The organism is Mucilaginibacter roseus, from assembly GCF_021215455.1.
Lineage (GTDB): Bacteria > Bacteroidota > Bacteroidia > Sphingobacteriales > Sphingobacteriaceae > Mucilaginibacter > Mucilaginibacter roseus.
Genome location: NZ_JAJPWV010000004.1, coordinates 78,862 through 96,392 on the forward strand (window position 1 = coordinate 78,862; position 17,531 = coordinate 96,392).

The window sequence follows — 17,531 nt, forward strand, 5'->3', positions numbered from 1 at the left end:
TTTGCAGGGTGATCGTCTCACTGAACAATCCGGAAGAATTTAAGCAAAAAGCAATTGCCTGGGCTCACAGCTTTGAGGTTTGCTGCTGCCTCAACTCCAATAATTTTACGGACAAATATGGCAAGTTTGAAGCGCTGATAGCAGTAGGCGTAAAGGATGAATTAACCGCAAATGCAGGCAATGCTTTCGAGCAGCTGGAGCAATTCCGGCAAAAACATCAGGGCTGGGTAACCGGCTTTTTTGGCTACGATCTGAAGAACGAGGTGGAAAACTTATCATCAGCCAATCGTGATGGGTTGGGCTTTCCGGATGTGTATTTTTTCGCGCCGGAACATATCATCGTGATAAAAAATAATAAGGCAGAAATCATCAGCGACGATGCGGATAGCTTGCTCGGCGATATTGAGCAGGCCTCGATACCATCAACAGATCAACCGGTATCAGCTTACGTAAAAACCCGTTTCAGCAAAGACGAATACCTGCAAACCGCCAACCAAATAAAGCAGCATATTGCCCGGGGAGATATTTATGTAACCAACTTTTGCCAGGAGTTTTACGCTGAGAATGCGGTTATTAACCCGCTAAGCATCTATAACAAACTAAACAGCATCTCTCCTAACCCCTTCTCTTCATACTTTAAGTTGAGGGATAAATACGTTGTATGCGCCTCGCCGGAAAGATTTATGGCTAAGCGTCGCGATAAACTAATCTCACAACCAATAAAGGGCACTGCGAAACGCAGCGACGACCCAGCCGAGGATGAAGCAAACAAGGCATCATTAAAGCGGCACACTAAAGAGTTACAGGAAAATGTGATGATAGTTGACCTTGTGCGTAATGACCTTACCCGCTCTGCCAAACCAGGAACCGTGAAATCCGAGGAGCTGTTCGGTCTATACAGTTTTAAACATGTCCATCAAATGATATCGACTGTTGTTTGTGAAAAAGATGATTCGATAAGCGATGTCGAGGCGATTAAAAACACCTTCCCTATGGGGAGTATGACAGGCGCACCAAAGGTCAGCGCTATGCAACTTATGGAGCAATACGAGCGCAGCAAACGGGGTATATATTCTGGTGCGATAGGCTATTTTAGTCCGAATGGGGATTTCGATTTCAATGTTGTGATAAGGAGCTTGCTATATAACTCAACCAATCAATACCTATCCTTTCAAACCGGTAGCGCCATTACTTTTAACGCTGATGCAGAGCAGGAATATGAGGAATGTTTATTAAAGGCAAAAGCTATTTTGGAAGTATTGGGGCAATCATCAGCCTACTCGCAGCTCTGACATTGATTTCCGACCCCTCAGCAAAAAACGCGGATTGAGGTCTTACGGTAAGGTAAGGCTCGAAAGTTGCTCCGTATAGCGCCTTAACATCGGCATCAAACACAAAATCTGTAACCTCGCCTATTCGCCAGGGCTCATGTTCTACCTGGTATTCCATTGAATTTACATCACTGCGGCGGTTATAACCCCAGTAATGCTCTAAAATAAACTCTTCCGCGCTTCCGGCCGTCATCGGTATAAAATTATTGCTGACCGTAGCACCGAGCTTATTCCAACGCCCGTTGAGTTTCCATTCGTATAGGTATGAGGTATGATCAGCGTCAACACTTGCTATTTGATGCCGCATAGGTAAACGGCGGTAATGCTCTTTATATAACGTGTTAGCTATAAGTGGAATCATGGGTTTAGGTACAATCTCACTTACAAATACGGTTCCGCGCTTCCACTCCTTGCCATCAAAATGCCGAACGTAAAAGCGCAGGTTAACTTCCTCAAAGTTGACATGTCCGGGCCATTTAACTCCAAGCACCCGTGTGTCTAAAAACAGAAAACCGACCATGCTCACTAAACATTTGCCCTGCCACAAATCAAGCTCGGTAGCGGCTGGTAAATAAGGTTTCAATATTTCCGAATCTACCTCGTAATTTAACATCACCAGGTTTTTCCAGGTAGCTGTGAGAAATTTGATTTTAGCCATTAAAAAAAATCCCGCCCTTATGAGAGGCGGGATGCAAAATACTTTATTTCTTGTAATACTTCATCGCTTCGGGTATGCGGTTCTGTATGTTGCGTATACGGGTAGCGTCTGACGGGTGCGTACTTAAAAACTCCGGTGGCGCTCCGCCAGCTTGCTTTGACGCCGCCATACGTTGCCAGAAAGCAACTGCCTCGTTCGGATCATAACCGGCCATTGCCATAAAGGTTAAACCTAATCTATCAGCTTCTGACTCGTTATCCCTTGAATATTTTAACAGGGCTAACTGTCCGCCCACACCATATAATTGACCAATAACTGCTTGCGTAGCTTGCGATTGACCGCCTGTGGCTGCACCAACTACCGCGCCGCCAGCCTCGGCTGCCATCTGTTTTGACATTTGCTCCGCAGAGTGGCGTGCTATAGCGTGCGCTATTTCGTGGCCCATTACTACCGCTAAACCTGCATCGGTTTTTGTAACCGGCAGTATGCCGCTGTATACCGCTACCTTTCCACCAGGCATACACCAGGCGTTTATCTCGGGGCTTTGTATCAGGTTAAATTCCCATTTAAAATTATACTGATCGGCATAGCCATTATCTTTTAAATATTTCTCAATTGCAACGGCAAGCCTGCTACCTATTGTTTTAACGCGCTGCGCATCACTTGTACCACTAATCACTTTTGTTTTCGGATCGGAAAGTAATTGCTGATAGCTTTGTGCCGCTGCCTGATTGATCTGGTCATCGCTAACTAAGCTAAGCTGTTTACGGCCGGTAAGCGGCACTGTGGAGCATGAATAAACAACAACACTTGCTACAAAGGCCAGCATTGCAAATGGTTTAAATGATTTCATAGAGTTTAAGTGACTTTTTTTTTAAACAAATTAACCTTCGACTCCGTGCCTTTCAATAAACGCTCGATATTTTTTTGATGAGTTACTAATACCAGCAGACATATGCACATGCCATAAATAATGACCGATTTTATATACACCGGAAATATAAATGCTACACCGATGGGATATGTAAAGCCGGCAATTATTGAGCTTAATGACACATAACGCGTTATTAGCAAAACAACAATAAATACCACTACGCAAAGCAGGGCCGCATGCAGATTAATAGCTAATATCATTCCAAACAGGGTTGCAACGCCTTTACCGCCCCTAAAGCCGGCAAATATCGGGAACAGGTGACCCATTACCGCGGCTATACCAAGGGCAAGCGCGTAATTAGTAAACGCTACGGAATTATGCGGGCCGGTAGTGGATACACCGATTATGTAAGCGAGATTGGTGGCTGTCCACCCTTTCAGGATATCAATAAGCATTACTGGAATACCTGCCTGCTTGCCCAATACCCTGAAAGTATTGGTAGCGCCGGCGTTACCGCTGCCATATTCACGCACATCAATGCCGTAAAATGATAAACCTATCCACACAGCTGTTGGTATAGACCCGCAAAGGTAAGCCAGTATGAGTGCCGTAATTGAATAAATGGATATCATATACCCGCTTTGTATTTTAGGTTGCGAAGCGTAAAGTTCAATATCATTAACTAATAGCTTTTAAGCTCAGATCAAGGCTTTTAACTGAATGCGTTAAGGCACCCATTGATATGTAATCAACACCGCAAGCGGCATAATCGCGTACGTTATCAATAGTAATACCGCCCGATGCCTCGGTAATATAACGGCCGTTAACTATAGCTACGGCCTGCCTCAAATCGTCAAATTTAAAATTGTCGAGCAATATACGGTCAACACCGCCCGTTTGCAAAACCTGCTCTAGTTCGTCAAGATTACGCACTTCAATTTCAATAGCCAGTTTTTTATGCGTAGCGGTATATTCTAATGCATTCCCGATGGCCTGCCTTACTCCGCCCGAGTAATCAACATGGTTATCCTTAATCAGGATCATGTCATACAAGCCAAAACGGTGGTTAACGCCGCCGCCTATACGTACAGCCCATTTTTCGAGGTAACGCAGGCCCGGCGTGGTTTTGCGGGTATCAAGCACTTTAGTGTTGGTTCCGGCCAGCATGTCAACTATCTGCCGGGTAACAGTAGCGATACCGCTCATGCGCTGCATACAGTTCAATACCAAACGTTCGGCTATAAGTATGCTGTGTACGCTGCCTTCCACAATTAGCACCACATCCTTTACTTTCACGGCATCGCCATCCTGTAAATAGGTAGTCACCTTAAGCTCTGGGTCAACAGTATTAAATATTTCAAGCGCCAGTTCAACACCGGCTAAAATACCTTCGTCTTTTACCAGGAGATGCGCCTTACCGGTAGTCCCGGCCGGAATAGTGGCTAAAGAGGTATGGTCGCCGTCGCCCACATCTTCCTGTAATGAATTGATAATAAAGTTCTTGATCAGTTCCTTGTCCAAAATTGCGTGTTTAGTGCCCTCAAAAATAAGAACAATTGACAATTATTAAGCTTTTTCAGCTTCAATACGCAAATCTATGATCTGTAAAACACCCTTAGTTCCGTTTAGGGTGAAAGATACACGGAAAGCGCCCTTATCAGTAGTAAGCAACAATACGCCCAGCCGGTACGCATTGCTTGTATTAACCCGATGTAGCACTTTAACACTCTTAGGCTTATTTTGTGTGAAGAATTTACTTAATATGATACCGGCCTGTGTATTTGAGTAAGTTTCTTCCTTTTTAAGTAAGGATACATCAAGCGTGGGCGCCATTTGCTTGGTAAGCTCTGTGGCATTGCCCTGCTTAAAAAGCTCGGCAACGCTATCTATCGGATCAACGGTGGTTGCCGATTGCAAAACAAAAAACATCACCAGTAATGGTAAAAATTGGAGCTTTCTCATAATCCTCGATAGCAAGTTACAACAAATTATTACAATAAAACAAGCATATTAATACGCATAAAGTGTTAAAGTTTACACGAGGCCTTTATATTTGCGATGTGGAAACTAATAAAAAACTTGTACTGATGATACTTGACGGCTGGGGATATGGCCGTCAGGATCAGTCGAACGCTATATATGCAGCCAATACGCCATTTTTTGATTCGCTGTTACAACAATACCCAAATTCTAAACTCGAAGCATCGGGCACGGCAGTAGGTTTGCCTGCCGGGCAAATGGGCAACTCCGAAGTTGGCCACATGAACCTGGGCGCGGGCCGCGTGGTTTACCAGGAGCTTGGCCGCATTAATAAGGCGGTTGACGAGAAAGAGCTTGCCGGTAACCTGGTTGTTAAAGAAGCGTTTGACTATGCCAAACAAAACGGAAAAGATGTGCACTTTATCGGCCTCCTGTCCGACGGTGGTGTACACTCGCACATTTACCACCTGAAAGGTTTGGTTGATGTAACCCGCGAGTACGGCCTCGCTAATGTATATATACACGCCTTTTTGGATGGACGCGATACTGATCCGCAATCAGGTTTAGGATTTATTTCTGAACTCGAAGAATACATTGCCCCTACCACAGCAAAACTGGCTTCAGCTATTGGCCGCTACTACGCCATGGACCGTGATAACCGCTGGGAGCGTGTGAAACAGGCCTATGACTTATTGGTGAACGGAACCGGAAAGCCGGTACAAAGCATTACCGATGCCATCAAACAATCGTACGCTGAAGATGTAACTGATGAGTTTGTTTTGCCTCTGGTTAAAACCGACGAAAACGGCGCACCCATTGCCGTAATAAAAGAAGGCGATGTGGTGATCTGTTTTAACTTCCGTACTGACCGTGGCCGCGAGATCAGTTTGGCCCTAACCCAAAAAGCTTTCCCGGAATACAATCTGCATCCGCTGAAAATAAAATACGTTACCATGACCTCGTATGACGATACGTTTAACGATGTTGAGGTGATTTTCAGGAAGGATGACCTGACCAAAACCATTGGTGAGGTACTACAAGATGCCGGTAAAACACAAATCCGTATCGCGGAAACCGAGAAATACCCACACGTTACCTTTTTCTTTTCGGGCGGACGTGAAAAGGAATTTGAAGGTGAAAAACGCCTTTTGATCCCGTCTCCAAAGGTAGCTACTTATGACCTGCAGCCCGAAATGAGCGCCCAAGGTATACGAGACGCTATTATTCCGGAGCTCGAAAATAAATGGCCCGACTTTGTGTGCCTCAATTTTGCCAATACGGATATGGTTGGCCATACCGGCGTTTTTGAAGCTGTAGTAAAAGCAGCCGAAACAGTGGATGCCTGCACTAAAGCAGTAGTTGAAACAGGTTTAAAAAACGGCTATTCGTTCATCATCATTGCTGACCATGGCAATGCCGATTACATGATAAACGACGACGGATCGCCCAACACGGCTCATACCACTAACCTGGTACCTTGCGTTATAATTGACAGCGACGTAAAAACCGTAAACGACGGCAAGCTTGGCGATATCGCTCCTACTGTACTTAAAATACTGGGCGTGAACATCCCGGCTGAAATGACGGGCAATGTACTGGTATAAACGTTTTAAAATATTAGCTTTATCAGCAACCATTGCATCAGCACTTGTTTCATGCAAGCCTGATGCAGCGGTTGAAGGTAACCGCTATTTTGACATAAAAGGTTACTTTAGTAACGAAGCTGAACGGCTCACCAAACTTCATCCGCATGTTGAAAAAACGGTAAAGCATAACAGGCAAAGCGAAAGCCGCGACCTTGGCATATCCAGCTGGAAGGATGAGCTGGGCTTGTTTAGCGGGTCAGATATTAATAAACCTGCCTGGCGCGATAGTTATACTGTTACTAAACGAGGTAACACTACGGTTTACAAAGCAAAACTGCCCGAACTTAAAACGCAATCCATCACCATAATAAACAATGGTGATAAGGTGCAATCAATAGATATTGTTAACCACACATCCAACCTGCTTTACACCAGCACCGAGAATTTAAGCTATTATCCTGATTCGGCCTATCACATCGGCAAAGTACAGCATGTTCGCCTGCTTGGCGAAAACAGCTATGATATTAATAGTCGTTTTAATTAACTGCGTTTACCTGTAGCGGTAGCCAGCTTTTCCTTTGAAAGATCGATCAGCGTAGATATATCACTGCGGCCCGGATTGGTATCCATTATTTTTTGCAGATCATTTATAGATGCCCGTAATGAGTTTATACCACGGTTACGGTCGGCATTGTTAGCCGCATGCTCTAATTTAAATAAACCATATTCACGGTAAGCTATACCACGGTTTTGGTAGAGCTTCATATCATTCGGATCTGCGCTCACCGCAATAGCTTTAGTTAAATCCTGAATAGCGCCTAACAAATGTTTTTCTTTCTCCTGCGCGGACAGGGATGCATCCCGGCCCAAAAAAGCTTTTGAACGTGCCCGGTAATAATAAGCTGAGGCATCAACCGGCTTTATAGCAATAACCTTTGTGTAAGCAATAATGGATTTTTTGTAATTCTCGCTGTGGTAATAAGAATAACCCAGCATCCACAGGGCGTTGGCATTGGTTGAATCAACGAGGCATGCCTTTTCCAGCTGCTTTACAGCAGACTTAAAGTTACCATCCAGCAAAGCCTGCTCGCCAAGTTTTACGTAAGCGCTTTGAGCCAGGGATGTCTCGATGGTTGAAAAAAGTAGTAATGATATTATAGCCGATAATCTCATCAATAACCCAGGGGTGAACAAAATTAGTATAACATTAACTAACTTTGCAACAAAATATTATAAGGTTTTGCACTAATTGTGAAATTTATACCCGGTATAAATAACAAAGTTGATGACTTTTTTTCAGCCCGGGTATACAAAGCCGGTTTTAAGCTGAATAACCTACCTTAACGCTGTTGACTAATTTACAATGGGTTAGCCCATAAATACTTAATTAAGCAGTATTTTATGATTATTGGCACAGCAGTTGAAACATATATAATAACTGTTAAATAACGCGTTAAATAGTCTGCCTGGTACAACCCGGCTGACATTATGGCGTTAAAATTTTATTTTAATGAGTTACGACCCGTTTGACTTTAAAAATACTTTACCTATTATAAATGAGGAATCAGAGTTCTTTCCGTTAATGTCGTCAGAAGACGAGGCGGAGATGAACAATGAGGAATTACCTCAATCATTACCCATACTGCCGTTACGTAACACCGTATTGTTTCCGGGTGTTGTGATACCTATCACTGTTGGTCGCGATAAATCTATCAAACTGATACGCGACGCCAATAAAGGCGACCGCATGATTGGCGTTGTGGCACAACAAGATGTATCTGTTGAAGATCCTGATTTTACCCAGCTTTGCCATGTAGGTACCCTGGCCGTTATTATCAAGGTACTTCAAATGCCTGATGGTAACACCACAGTGATCATCCAAGGTAAAAAGCGCTTTTTACTAAAAGAGGAGCTGCAAAGTGAACCTTACATAAAAGCGACCATTGAATCGTACCGGGATACACCGCTGAAAGAGGATAAGGAATTTAAGGCCATGATATCTTCTATCAAAGATATGGCCATGAGTATCATCCAACTTTCGCCAAACATCCCGAGTGAGGCAGGCATCGCTATAAAAAATATTGAGAGCACCGCTTTCCTGATCAACTTTATTGCCTCTAACATGAATGCCGAAATGTCGGCAAAGCAGCGCTTGCTTGAAGTATCAAGCCTACGCGAAAGGGCCAACATGGTGTTGGAGCATTTAACGCTCGACCTGCAGATGCTGGAACTGAAAAACCAGATACAAACAAAAGTGCGCGTTGACCTTGACAAGCAGCAGCGTGATTACTTTTTAAACCAGCAGCTTAAAACCATACAAGAAGAATTAGGCGGTAGCAGCCCTGACCTCGAGATAGAAAATCTGCGCCAGCGTGCTATAAAAAAGAAATGGGCAAAAGAAGTAAGCGACCACTTTAATAAGGAACTGGAGAAACTGGCACGTACCAACCCAGCCGCTGCCGATTACTCGGTGCAGATGAATTACCTGGAGTTGCTGCTTGACCTGCCCTGGAACGAGTTCACTAAAGACAACTTTGACCTGAAACGCGCTCAAAAAGTGCTGGATAAGGATCACTTTGGCTTAGACAAGGTAAAACGCCGCATAATTGAATACCTGGCCGTGCTAAAATTAAAGCACGACATGAAAGCGCCTATCCTGTGCCTTGTTGGCCCTCCGGGTGTTGGTAAAACCAGTTTAGGTAAATCAATAGCCAAGGCGCTTGGCCGCAAGTATGTACGTATGGCCCTCGGCGGCGTGCGCGATGAGGCTGAGATACGCGGTCACCGCAAAACATATATCGGAGCGATGCCGGGCCGCATTATTCAATCTATCAAGAAAGCCGGCGCTGCCAACCCTGTCTTTATATTAGATGAGATAGATAAGGTAGGTAACGACTTTCGCGGCGACCCATCATCAGCATTGCTTGAAGTGCTTGATCCGGAACAGAACAGCACATTTTATGACCATTACGTTGAGCTGGATTTTGACCTGTCAAACGTAATGTTTATCGCGACAGCAAACTCCTTGAGCACTATACAGCCTGCCTTGCTTGATCGTATGGAGATTATCGAAGTAAACGGCTATACCATTGAGGAAAAAGTAGAGATTGCCAAGCAACACCTGCTGCCAAAGCAACGCGAAGCGCATGGCCTGAAAAGCAAGGATATTGCGCTTAAGCCGGATGTAATTGAGAAGGTAATTGAGGATTACACTCGTGAATCTGGTGTACGTTCTCTGGAGAAAAAGATAGGCTCGGTAGTTCGGGGCATTGCCAAAAGCATTGCGCTTGAAGAGCCGTACAATACCAACGTCAACAAAAAGGACATCGAAACTATATTGGGCGCCCCTATTTTTGATAAGGACCTATATGAAGGCAACGATGTGGCCGGTGTTGTAACCGGTTTGGCCTGGACTTCAGTTGGTGGTGACATCCTGTTCATTGAAGCAAGCCTTAGTCCGGGTAAAGGTAGATTAACACTTACCGGTAGCCTGGGTGATGTGATGAAGGAGTCGGCGGTGATAGCGTTGGCTTACCTGCGCGCTCATGCATCCTACTTTGACATTGATGCACGTTTGTTTGACCAATGGGATGTACACATACACGTTCCGGCTGGCGCAACGCCTAAAGATGGCCCATCGGCAGGTATTACCATGCTAACGGCACTAACTTCGGCGTTTACCCAACGCAAGGTTAAGCAAAACCTGGCCATGACGGGCGAGATTACCCTGCGCGGCCGTGTGCTGCCCGTAGGTGGTATTAAAGAGAAAATACTGGCGGCCAAACGTGCCAACATTAAGGAGATCATCCTGTGTAAATCAAACCAGAAAGATATACTGGAAATCAAGGAAAATTACATCAAGGATTTAACCTTTCATTACGTTACGGACATGCGCGAGGTGATCAACCTGGCTTTACTTAACGAGCAGGTGAAAGAGCCGCTTGACCTCAAGATAAAAGAGGATATCAAACCCGCATTAAATTAAATTTTAAGCAAAATATAAATTACCTTTAAAGCCGGATCAATATTGATCCGGCTTTTTTATTGACATTCCCCCTGTTAATTAATGAACCTCAAACATACTTTGCTCCTGCTGTGCCTTTTATCGGGCCTGCAAGCATTTGCGCAGACACACCGTAACGAATTCGGCTTTCAAAGCGATAACGATTCCTTTCTGGCTCAAGGGTCTGACCGTTATTACACCAACGGACTCTTTGTTTTCTTTAGACGGGGATTAAATGTTAACGATACCACCCGCTTTAAAAACAAAGTTTTAGGCATTGAGCTGGGCCAAAAAATTTTCAATCCGGCAAGCGGCCAAACACCCGACCGTGAAATGGTTGACCGCCCATTTGCCGGTTACTTGTATGCAGGTGCTAACCTTAACTATTTATACAGCAACGAGAGCAACCTGAAACTGGGCGCGCAAATAGGCGTGATAGGCCCTGCAGCGCTTGGCCGACAGGCGCAGGAGGTTATACACAACACGTTCGGCTTTTATGAACTGCAAGGCTGGGAATATCAGATACGCAACAACTTTCAATTTAACTTATCGGGCGAGTACAACAGGTTGCTTGGCCGGGCTGGCAAGGATGCGGATATATCGTTAAACACCTACGCTAACCTGGGTACCGGCTTCACCGGCGCGGGCGCCGGCTTTTTAGTGCGATTAGGTAACTTTAACCAGCTATTCAACTCAGTAAGTACGCAAAGTAACGCCATTAAGCAACGAGGCTTTGAACCGCTGAATAAGCACGAATTTTTTTTCTACCTACGCCCTACCCTGCGTTATGTAGCCTATGATGCTACCATTGAAGGCAGCTTGTTTAATAAAGATGCGGATGGTGTAGAAGTAAGGCTTACCCGTAAACCCATTGTATTCAGCCAGCAATTTGGCGTTACCTACGGCGGTGAGCGCTGGATATTTGACCTGTCGGCTGTTTTTCAAACTAAGGACACAAAAGAGATGCTGAAAGCCCACCAGTGGGGATCAGCAACTATACTTTACCGGTTCAATTAGTAATCGAAGTTTCGTTTACGGCTTTCTTTTTTAGCTGATTGCTGGCGTTTATTTTCGGCGCGAGCCGCTTTAACGGCGCGGCTTACCTTTGTGGCTTTTCGTGGTTTCTCGATTTGTAAAGCTTTAGTGAGTAAGGCAACAAGTTTCTCGAGTGCTTTCTCCTTATTTAAGTACTGGCTGCGCTCCTCGTCACACACCACCTGTATCATGCCATCCTTATTAAAGCGCGATTGCAAACGGCTATTTATCAAAATTTTCTCATCATCATTAAACAGCGATGACTCATCAACAGAAAACAGCAATTCAACTTTGGTTGATACTTTGTTAACGTTTTGCCCGCCTTTGCCGCCGCTGCGCGATGTTTTGTATATCACCTCTTTTTGCAGCTCCGCCTTGTTTGCATTCATGCGGCAAATATAAATTGTTTATCAGGGCAACGCTTATATTTTGTATCTTGGATGCGCATATGAATAACAATATAGTTGTAGCCATTGACGGTTTCTCGTCGTGCGGTAAAAGCACCATTGCCAAAGCCTTAGCCAAAAAACTTAATTTTGTATATGTTGACACCGGTGCCATGTACCGTGCCGTTACACTCTATTTTTTGCGTAATGAGGTAGATGTAACCAACCAAACTCAAGTAGAAACCGCGCTCAACAACATCCATATCAGCCTTAAAACTACTGATGGGCAGGTGAGCATCTTTTTGAATGATGAGGATGTATCCGAAGAGATCAGGCAGATGCATGTGGCTTCAAATGTAAGCAAGATTGCAGCTATACCTGCCGTACGCCACGCCATGGTGAAACAGCAGCAACTGATGGGTAAATCCATTAACATCATAATGGATGGCCGCGATATAGGCACTACAGTTTTCCCGGATGCGCAGGTAAAACTCTTCATGACGGCCGACCCTAAGATCCGCGCTGAACGCCGCTATAAGGAACTGGTAGTTAAACAGCCTGATATTACCATGGAAGAAGTATTTGAAAACCTTGCCCTGCGCGACCATGACGACACCACCCGCAAGGAAAGTCCGCTGGTACAGGCTGCAGATGCTATTGTATTAGATAACAGCTACCTTACTCCCGATGAGCAACTGGAGTTTGCGCTGAATAAAATCAAGCCTTTTATTAAGGAATAACATCGGTATCAAATCGTTCGGCAACTACACCAAAGCGGTTCAGAAAATCCACGCCCTCATCGCTTGGCAAACCCTTGTAAGCAGCGTACGATTTATTATAGAAAACGTGCTTTATACCTGCCGAAAATATCAGCCTGGCACATGGCAGGCATGGCGATAATGTAGTGTATAACGTAGCACCCTGCAAATTAGCCCCATTCTTAACGGCGTATAATATAGCATTCTCCTCAGCGTGTAAAGCTAATGAGCAGCTTCCGCGGGCATCGCGAGGACAACCGGAATCGGGCCATTCCTCATCGCAATTGTGCGTGCCTGCCGGCGGGCCGTTATAGCCTATCGAAATAATGCGCGTATCCTTAACCAATACCGCCCCAACGTGCGCTTTAACACAATGCGACCGTCGGGCTAAGTCGGTCGCGAGGTTCATAAATATATTATCGAAACTGGGTTTCATTATGGTCAGTAGTTAGTGGTCAGTAGTCATTTGGCATTCAAAGTTTGTTATAAAAGCATTGGTCAGTTATCATTAGCATATACAACGACTAATGACAACTGACCAATGACTAATGCCTATTCACTAAAATTAATGTCCGCCTTTTACTTCAAGCGAATCAAAATCAATACCCTGAGATTTCAGAATGCTCTTCGCTTTAAGTGCGTAAAACGCCAGGTAAGCAAAGCAACCTACACCCACCAGGTATGACCATTGAATGCCTAACAAATCATCAGCTGCTAAAACACCTTGTAGTAAGCTGATGATACCGCCACCCATAATCATCATGATCAGGAAGCCTGAACCCTGGTTGGTATGCTTACCTAATCCGGATACGGCGAGGGTGTAAATACATGGCCAAAGTGTTGAACAGAATAAACCAACGCTGATAAATGCGAAGGCACTGATCATACCACTGGTTAACATACCTATAAACAATGCGGTTATACCCATTGCCGAGAAGATAAATAACAAACGCGCGGGGCTACCTTTACTTAACATGTCACCAATAATCATGGCGATGATTACAAATCCGTATACATAGAATGGGGTAACATCATGCTGCGCCATTTTGTTAACGGCTAAGAACACGCCGAACGCAATGTAAGGAACTACTACGTTCAGCACCTTGCGCAAACCGCCGCTAACATTAAACGCACCTACCGAAGCAGTCCAACGGCCGATCATCAAGCTGGCCCAGTATAACGATACGAAAGGCGCAATATTAGCCGTAGCTAAACCAAGCTCTTTACCCATATACTCGGGCAGGTTACTCGCTGTTGATACTTCTACACCTACATAAACAAAAATGGCGATCATACCCATCCAAAGCTGAGGATAGTTTAAGGCACCTTTCTTCTGCCCGCTGGTGTGAACATGCGAAACGTCTGTAGGGGTGCTTAGGTCGATGGTATCTGATTCGGTTTCAATCTTATTAGGAATTGAAGAAAATTTAAATACGACTGCAACAACTATAAATAGAGCGCCTAAAATAAGATACGGAAATTTCACCGCGCTTATACTTGCATCAGACGAGTTAGCGCTAACCGATCCGAATATGGCCAAACTTACCAACAACGGCCCTATGGTAGTACCAAAGTTGTTTACACCACCGGTTAAGCTAAGGCGTTGTGCACCGGTTTTAGGATCGCCAAGCGCTACGGCCAACGCGTTAGCCGCAATTTGCTGTAATGAAAAACCAAGGCCAACTATAAACAAACCCGTGATCATAATCAGGAACGATGCAGATTCAGCTGCCGGATAAAATAACAATGTTCCTAACGCTGATATGGTAAGGCCGATGGCTATACCATTTTTGTAGCCAATACGATTTAGCAAGTCGCCACCTAAACTGTTAGAAACTAAGGTATAGATAATAGAGCCTACTGTATAAGCCACGTAAAAGGCAAACGAAATCATTTGTGATTGCCATTGCTCAAGGTTAAGCTTCTCCTTAAACACCGGAATGAGAATGTCATTACTCGCTGCTACGAATCCCCAAAAAAAGAATACTGTAACCAGCGTTGCCAGTGCCGATCCGTAGCTTTTAGTTTTGTTTTGTTCCATTTTATAAGTTGGTTGTACGAATTTTGTTTAAAGCACTAACATAAATCAATTTTTATAATTTCCTGTTATAAGATTACATTTTGTTACCGCGGCTAACACATTTTTCTTTTGGTTATGAGATAAAATTGCATATTCGCATGGCCAAAATATGCCGCTCAAGATATAATTAATGATAGATGCCATTATTTCAGGAATCGGTATAGGGTTAATATTAACTTTTATAACCGGGCCGGTATTTTTCTCGCTGATAAAGGTGAGTATCGAGAGAGGCTTTCAGGCGGGCGTAGCCTTTGCCCTGGGCGTAGTATCAACCGATGTGGTTTTTGTTGGTGCTATACTTTTTGGCTCGCAACTGATAGATATTACCCCGCAAACCAAAATTTACGCAGGCGTTGTAGGCAGCGTTATACTGCTTGGCGTGGGCATATATTACATTTTTAAAAAAGCCGACGTAAACTATAAAAATTCCACACCTTCAAAGCTTAAGCGTACCGGCTATTTTTTGAAGGGTTTTTTTATGTGCATTTTTAACCCGACCATCCTTTTCCATTGGATGATGGTAATTGGTACGGCCAGCACCACATTCCATGAAGGAATACCCAACCGTCAGCTTAAAATAGCCACCATGTTTTTAACTGTGCTGATTGTGCAGTTTGGCCTTGACACGCTGAAGGCATTTTATGCCAATAAACTGCGCGACCGAATATCAGTAACCCTGGTGCACAAGCTTAACCAGGTGGCCGGCATAGCGCTTATCATCGCATCATTTATCCTCTTCGATAGGTTGGTAACCCACCTTGTTTTTGCGCCCGAGAAGGTTTCTTAAATTTTATAAAAAGCTTTTCAAACAAAAAACGCCCCGTTTCCGGAGCGTTCTGTAAATTGTGTGCAGGTTAACCAAATACGGCTTACATGTAAGCGCGTTGGTTTTTGCCTTCCATCCAGTTAACAAAAGCGCGGTTAACTACCTTGTTACCACCCGCTGTTGGATAGTTGCCTGAAAAATACCAATCGCCGGTATGGTCAGGGCAGGCAATGTGCAGGTTTTCCAGCGTTTGATAGATCACCTGAACTTCTGCATTTGTATTTTTTGGAGTAATGATTTGTGCAATACGATCAGATATCTCCTGATCGGTAAATGGCTCGTAAATAGCCTTAACATAGTTTACCACTTGTTCTTTAGGCAGCTTGGCGCTGTCTTTACACTGCTGGTAAACCTTTAGCAATATTTCTTCTTTACCGGCATCTTTAAGCAGGCTCACCGCTGCCTCAAAAGCCACAAACTCACCCATTCGAGACATATCAATGCCATAGCAATCCGGGTAACGTATTTGCGGCGCTGACGATACTACCACGATCTTTTTAGGCCCTAAGCGATCCAGTATTTTCAGGATACTTTGCTTAAGTGTGGTACCACGCACAATTGAATCATCCAGCACCACCAGTTTATCAGTGCCATGGTTTATTAAACCATAAGTGGTATCATAAACATGGGCAACCATTTCACTACGGTCGGCGTCCTGGGTAATAAAGGTACGCAGCTTAACGTCTTTTATAGCGATCTTCTCCACACGTGGCGCCAATTGCAGCACCTCGGTCAGTTCTTCATCGCTTATTTTGTCCTCTCGGTTAAGTAATCTGTCGCGCTGATACTTTTTAATGTATTTGTGCACCCCTTCAACCATGCCATAAAAAGCAACTTCGGCAGTGTTAGGGATGTAAGAAAATACGGTGTTTTTGATATCGTGATCAACCGTTTCCAGTATCTGCGGGCACAATAAACGGCCTAATTGCTTACGTTCACGGTAGATAGACGAGTCGCTGCCGCGAGAGAAATAAATACGCTCAAATGAACACGATTTCTTTTCAAGCGGCTCACTAAACATATCTTCTGATACGTCGCCATTCTTTTTAACGATAAGCGCGTGGCCCGGCTTAATCTCGTTAATATCATCAAGCGAAACGTTGAAAGCAGTTTGAATTGCCGGGCGCTCTGAAGCAGCCACTACAATCTCATCATTATAATAATAGAATGCCGGGCGTATGCCTACCGGATCGCGCATTACAAATGCATCACCGTGGCCCATAATACCGGCTATGGTATAACCACCATCCCAGTTTTTGGCTGATTTACGGAGAATTTTGGCTACGTCAAGATCATTGGCAATTAATTTACTGATCTCCATGTTATCATCCAGGCCTTCACGTTTGTACTGATCAAACAATCCTTGATTTTCAGTATCCAAAAAGTGGCCTATTTTCTCTAACACGGTAACGGTATCGGCCTTTTCTTTAGGGTGCTGCCCCAAATCGTAAAGCTGTTGCAGTAATTCATCAACATTGGTCATGTTAAAGTTACCGGCAATTACCAGGTTACGGGTTTTCCAGTTGTTTTGACGAAGAAAGGGGTGACAATTTTCGATACTATTTTTGCCATGCGTACCATAACGCAGGTGGCCCAAAAGCACTTCGCCGGTAAAGCTCACATGCTCTTTCAGCCAGTCGGCATCAGCAAGCTTATCCGGAAACTCCTTTTCAATGTCAGCAAATTTTTTCTGGATGTACTCAAAAATATCAGCAACCGCGTTTGATGCCATTGAGCGGTGGCGGCTTATGTAGCGTTTACCGGGATCAATATCCAGCTTAATAGTAGCAACACCAGCGCCATCCTGGCCGCGGTTGTGTTGTTTTTCCATTAAGAGGTACAGTTTGTTTAAGCCGTACAGTGCAGTGCCGTACTTTTGCTGATAGTAAGAGAGTGGCTTTCTTAGGCGGATAAATGCCACACCGCATTCATGTTTAATCTGATCGCTCATGATTTGTAATGAGGTTGCAAAGGTAAACTTTTGTTTGCGATTATCTCCTATCCTATTGTCATT

Annotated in this window: 16 protein-coding genes and 1 pseudogene; 7 read left to right on the forward strand and 10 right to left on the reverse strand. The window is 44.3% G+C overall.

Annotation, left to right across the window (positions count from 1 at the left end; translation table 11 throughout):
• Positions 1-8 precede the first annotated feature (8 nt).
• The gene (locus LT679_RS13565) at positions 9-1,292 is read left to right on the forward strand and encodes an anthranilate synthase component I family protein (protein WP_232178145.1); all 1,284 of its coding nucleotides are present in this window, start codon (positions 9-11) and stop codon (positions 1,290-1,292) included.
• Here the strand turns inward: LT679_RS13565 and LT679_RS13570 are convergent.
• Genes LT679_RS13570 through LT679_RS13590 form a run of 5 tightly spaced genes read right to left on the reverse strand, consistent with a single transcriptional unit; the run spans position 1,246 to position 4,825 of the window.
• A complete protein-coding gene (locus tag LT679_RS13570) occupies positions 1,246-1,989 on the reverse strand; it encodes a YqjF family protein (protein ID WP_232178146.1) in 744 nt (247 codons plus the stop codon). The genes LT679_RS13565 and LT679_RS13570 overlap by 47 nt on opposite strands.
• A 43-nt stretch (positions 1,990-2,032) precedes the next feature.
• Complete coding sequence (locus LT679_RS13575) at positions 2,033-2,842, reverse strand: M48 family metallopeptidase (protein ID WP_232178147.1); 810 nt, start codon at positions 2,840-2,842, stop codon at positions 2,033-2,035.
• Between the two features lie 5 nt (positions 2,843-2,847).
• Positions 2,848-3,495: a glycerol-3-phosphate 1-O-acyltransferase PlsY gene (gene plsY / locus LT679_RS13580; RefSeq protein ID WP_232178148.1), complete on the reverse strand. Its 648-nt coding sequence runs from the start codon at positions 3,493-3,495 to the stop codon at positions 2,848-2,850.
• Positions 3,496-3,541: 46 nt separating this feature from the next.
• Positions 3,542-4,384 (reverse strand): carboxylating nicotinate-nucleotide diphosphorylase, encoded by an 843-nt coding sequence (nadC, locus tag LT679_RS13585; protein WP_232178149.1) that lies wholly within the window; start codon positions 4,382-4,384, stop codon positions 3,542-3,544.
• Between the two features lie 45 nt (positions 4,385-4,429).
• Positions 4,430-4,825 carry a DUF4783 domain-containing protein gene (locus tag LT679_RS13590; protein WP_232178150.1) on the reverse strand — a complete coding sequence of 132 codons (396 nt, stop codon included), beginning with the start codon at positions 4,823-4,825 and terminating at the stop codon, positions 4,430-4,432.
• 98 nt (positions 4,826-4,923) lie between these two features.
• On the opposite strand from LT679_RS13590, the gene gpmI reads away from it, so the two are divergent.
• Both gpmI and LT679_RS13600 read left to right on the forward strand, forming a co-directional pair.
• A complete protein-coding gene (gene gpmI / locus LT679_RS13595; protein ID WP_317206546.1) occupies positions 4,924-6,447 on the forward strand; it encodes a 2,3-bisphosphoglycerate-independent phosphoglycerate mutase in 1,524 nt (507 codons plus the stop codon).
• Complete coding sequence (locus LT679_RS13600) at positions 6,434-6,973, forward strand: hypothetical protein (protein WP_232178151.1); 540 nt, start codon at positions 6,434-6,436, stop codon at positions 6,971-6,973. Before gpmI ends, LT679_RS13600 begins: the two co-directional genes overlap by 14 nt.
• Here the strand turns inward: LT679_RS13600 and LT679_RS13605 are convergent.
• Positions 6,970-7,602, reverse strand: a complete 633-nt coding sequence (locus LT679_RS13605) for a tetratricopeptide repeat protein (protein WP_232178152.1) — start codon at positions 7,600-7,602, stop codon at positions 6,970-6,972. The genes LT679_RS13600 and LT679_RS13605 overlap by 4 nt on opposite strands.
• Positions 7,603-7,939: 337 nt before the next feature.
• Between LT679_RS13605 and lon the strand changes: the two genes are divergently transcribed.
• Entirely contained in the window at positions 7,940-10,414 is a 2,475-nt protein-coding gene (gene lon / locus LT679_RS13610) for an endopeptidase La (protein ID WP_232178153.1), read from the forward strand.
• An 81-nt stretch (positions 10,415-10,495) separates the two neighbouring features.
• Positions 10,496-11,449: a lipid A deacylase LpxR family protein gene (locus LT679_RS13615; RefSeq protein WP_232178154.1), complete on the forward strand. Its 954-nt coding sequence runs from the start codon at positions 10,496-10,498 to the stop codon at positions 11,447-11,449.
• On the opposite strand, the pseudogene arfB reads toward LT679_RS13615, so the two are convergent.
• Positions 11,446-11,856: pseudogene (arfB, locus tag LT679_RS13620) on the reverse strand (alternative ribosome rescue aminoacyl-tRNA hydrolase ArfB); the annotation flags it as partial. The gene LT679_RS13615 and the pseudogene arfB sit on opposite strands and share 4 nt — an antisense overlap.
• Positions 11,857-11,915: 59 nt before the next feature.
• Between arfB and cmk the strand changes: the two are divergent.
• On the forward strand, positions 11,916-12,593 hold the full coding sequence (gene cmk / locus LT679_RS13625; RefSeq protein WP_232178156.1) for a (d)CMP kinase: 678 nt from the start codon (positions 11,916-11,918) through the stop codon (positions 12,591-12,593).
• On the opposite strand, the gene LT679_RS13630 is transcribed toward cmk, so the two are convergent.
• Both LT679_RS13630 and LT679_RS13635 read right to left on the reverse strand, forming a co-directional pair.
• The gene (locus tag LT679_RS13630; RefSeq protein ID WP_232178157.1) at positions 12,583-13,047 is read right to left on the reverse strand and encodes a deoxycytidylate deaminase; all 465 of its coding nucleotides are present in this window, start codon (positions 13,045-13,047) and stop codon (positions 12,583-12,585) included. The two genes, cmk and LT679_RS13630, sit on opposite strands and share 11 nt — an antisense overlap.
• A gap of 129 nt (positions 13,048-13,176) precedes the next feature.
• A complete protein-coding gene (locus LT679_RS13635) occupies positions 13,177-14,652 on the reverse strand; it encodes an MFS transporter (RefSeq protein WP_232178158.1) in 1,476 nt (491 codons plus the stop codon).
• Positions 14,653-14,821: 169 nt separating this feature from the next.
• On the opposite strand from LT679_RS13635, the gene LT679_RS13640 reads away from it, so the two are divergent.
• Positions 14,822-15,478, forward strand: coding sequence for a LysE family translocator (locus LT679_RS13640; RefSeq protein ID WP_232178159.1), 657 nt, complete (start codon positions 14,822-14,824; stop codon positions 15,476-15,478).
• Positions 15,479-15,560: 82 nt separating this feature from the next.
• On the opposite strand, the gene LT679_RS13645 is transcribed toward LT679_RS13640, so the two are convergent.
• A complete protein-coding gene (locus LT679_RS13645; protein ID WP_232178160.1) occupies positions 15,561-17,468 on the reverse strand; it encodes an amidophosphoribosyltransferase in 1,908 nt (635 codons plus the stop codon).
• Positions 17,469-17,531: the final 63 nt, after the last annotated feature.

Excerpts from the sequence above, each read along its gene's own strand:
- LT679_RS13570 (WP_232178146.1), bottom strand. The coding sequence starts at position 1,989 with ATGGCTAAAATCAAATTTCTCACAGCTACCTGGAAAAACCTGGTGATG.
- LT679_RS13575 (WP_232178147.1), bottom strand. The coding sequence starts at position 2,842 with ATGAAATCATTTAAACCATTTGCAATGCTGGCCTTTGTAGCAAGTGTT.
- plsY (WP_232178148.1), bottom strand. The coding sequence starts at position 3,495 with ATGATATCCATTTATTCAATTACGGCACTCATACTGGCTTACCTTTGC.
- LT679_RS13590 (WP_232178150.1), bottom strand. The coding sequence starts at position 4,825 with ATGAGAAAGCTCCAATTTTTACCATTACTGGTGATGTTTTTTGTTTTG.
- LT679_RS13600 (WP_232178151.1), top strand. The coding sequence starts at position 6,434 with ATGTACTGGTATAAACGTTTTAAAATATTAGCTTTATCAGCAACCATT.
- LT679_RS13605 (WP_232178152.1), bottom strand. The coding sequence starts at position 7,602 with ATGAGATTATCGGCTATAATATCATTACTACTTTTTTCAACCATCGAG.
- lon (WP_232178153.1), top strand. The coding sequence starts at position 7,940 with ATGAGTTACGACCCGTTTGACTTTAAAAATACTTTACCTATTATAAAT.
- LT679_RS13615 (WP_232178154.1), top strand. The coding sequence starts at position 10,496 with ATGAACCTCAAACATACTTTGCTCCTGCTGTGCCTTTTATCGGGCCTG.
- cmk (WP_232178156.1), top strand. The coding sequence starts at position 11,916 with ATGAATAACAATATAGTTGTAGCCATTGACGGTTTCTCGTCGTGCGGT.
- LT679_RS13630 (WP_232178157.1), bottom strand. The coding sequence starts at position 13,047 with ATGAAACCCAGTTTCGATAATATATTTATGAACCTCGCGACCGACTTA.
- LT679_RS13635 (WP_232178158.1), bottom strand. The coding sequence starts at position 14,652 with ATGGAACAAAACAAAACTAAAAGCTACGGATCGGCACTGGCAACGCTG.
- LT679_RS13640 (WP_232178159.1), top strand. The coding sequence starts at position 14,822 with ATGATAGATGCCATTATTTCAGGAATCGGTATAGGGTTAATATTAACT.
- LT679_RS13645 (WP_232178160.1), bottom strand. The coding sequence starts at position 17,468 with ATGAGCGATCAGATTAAACATGAATGCGGTGTGGCATTTATCCGCCTA.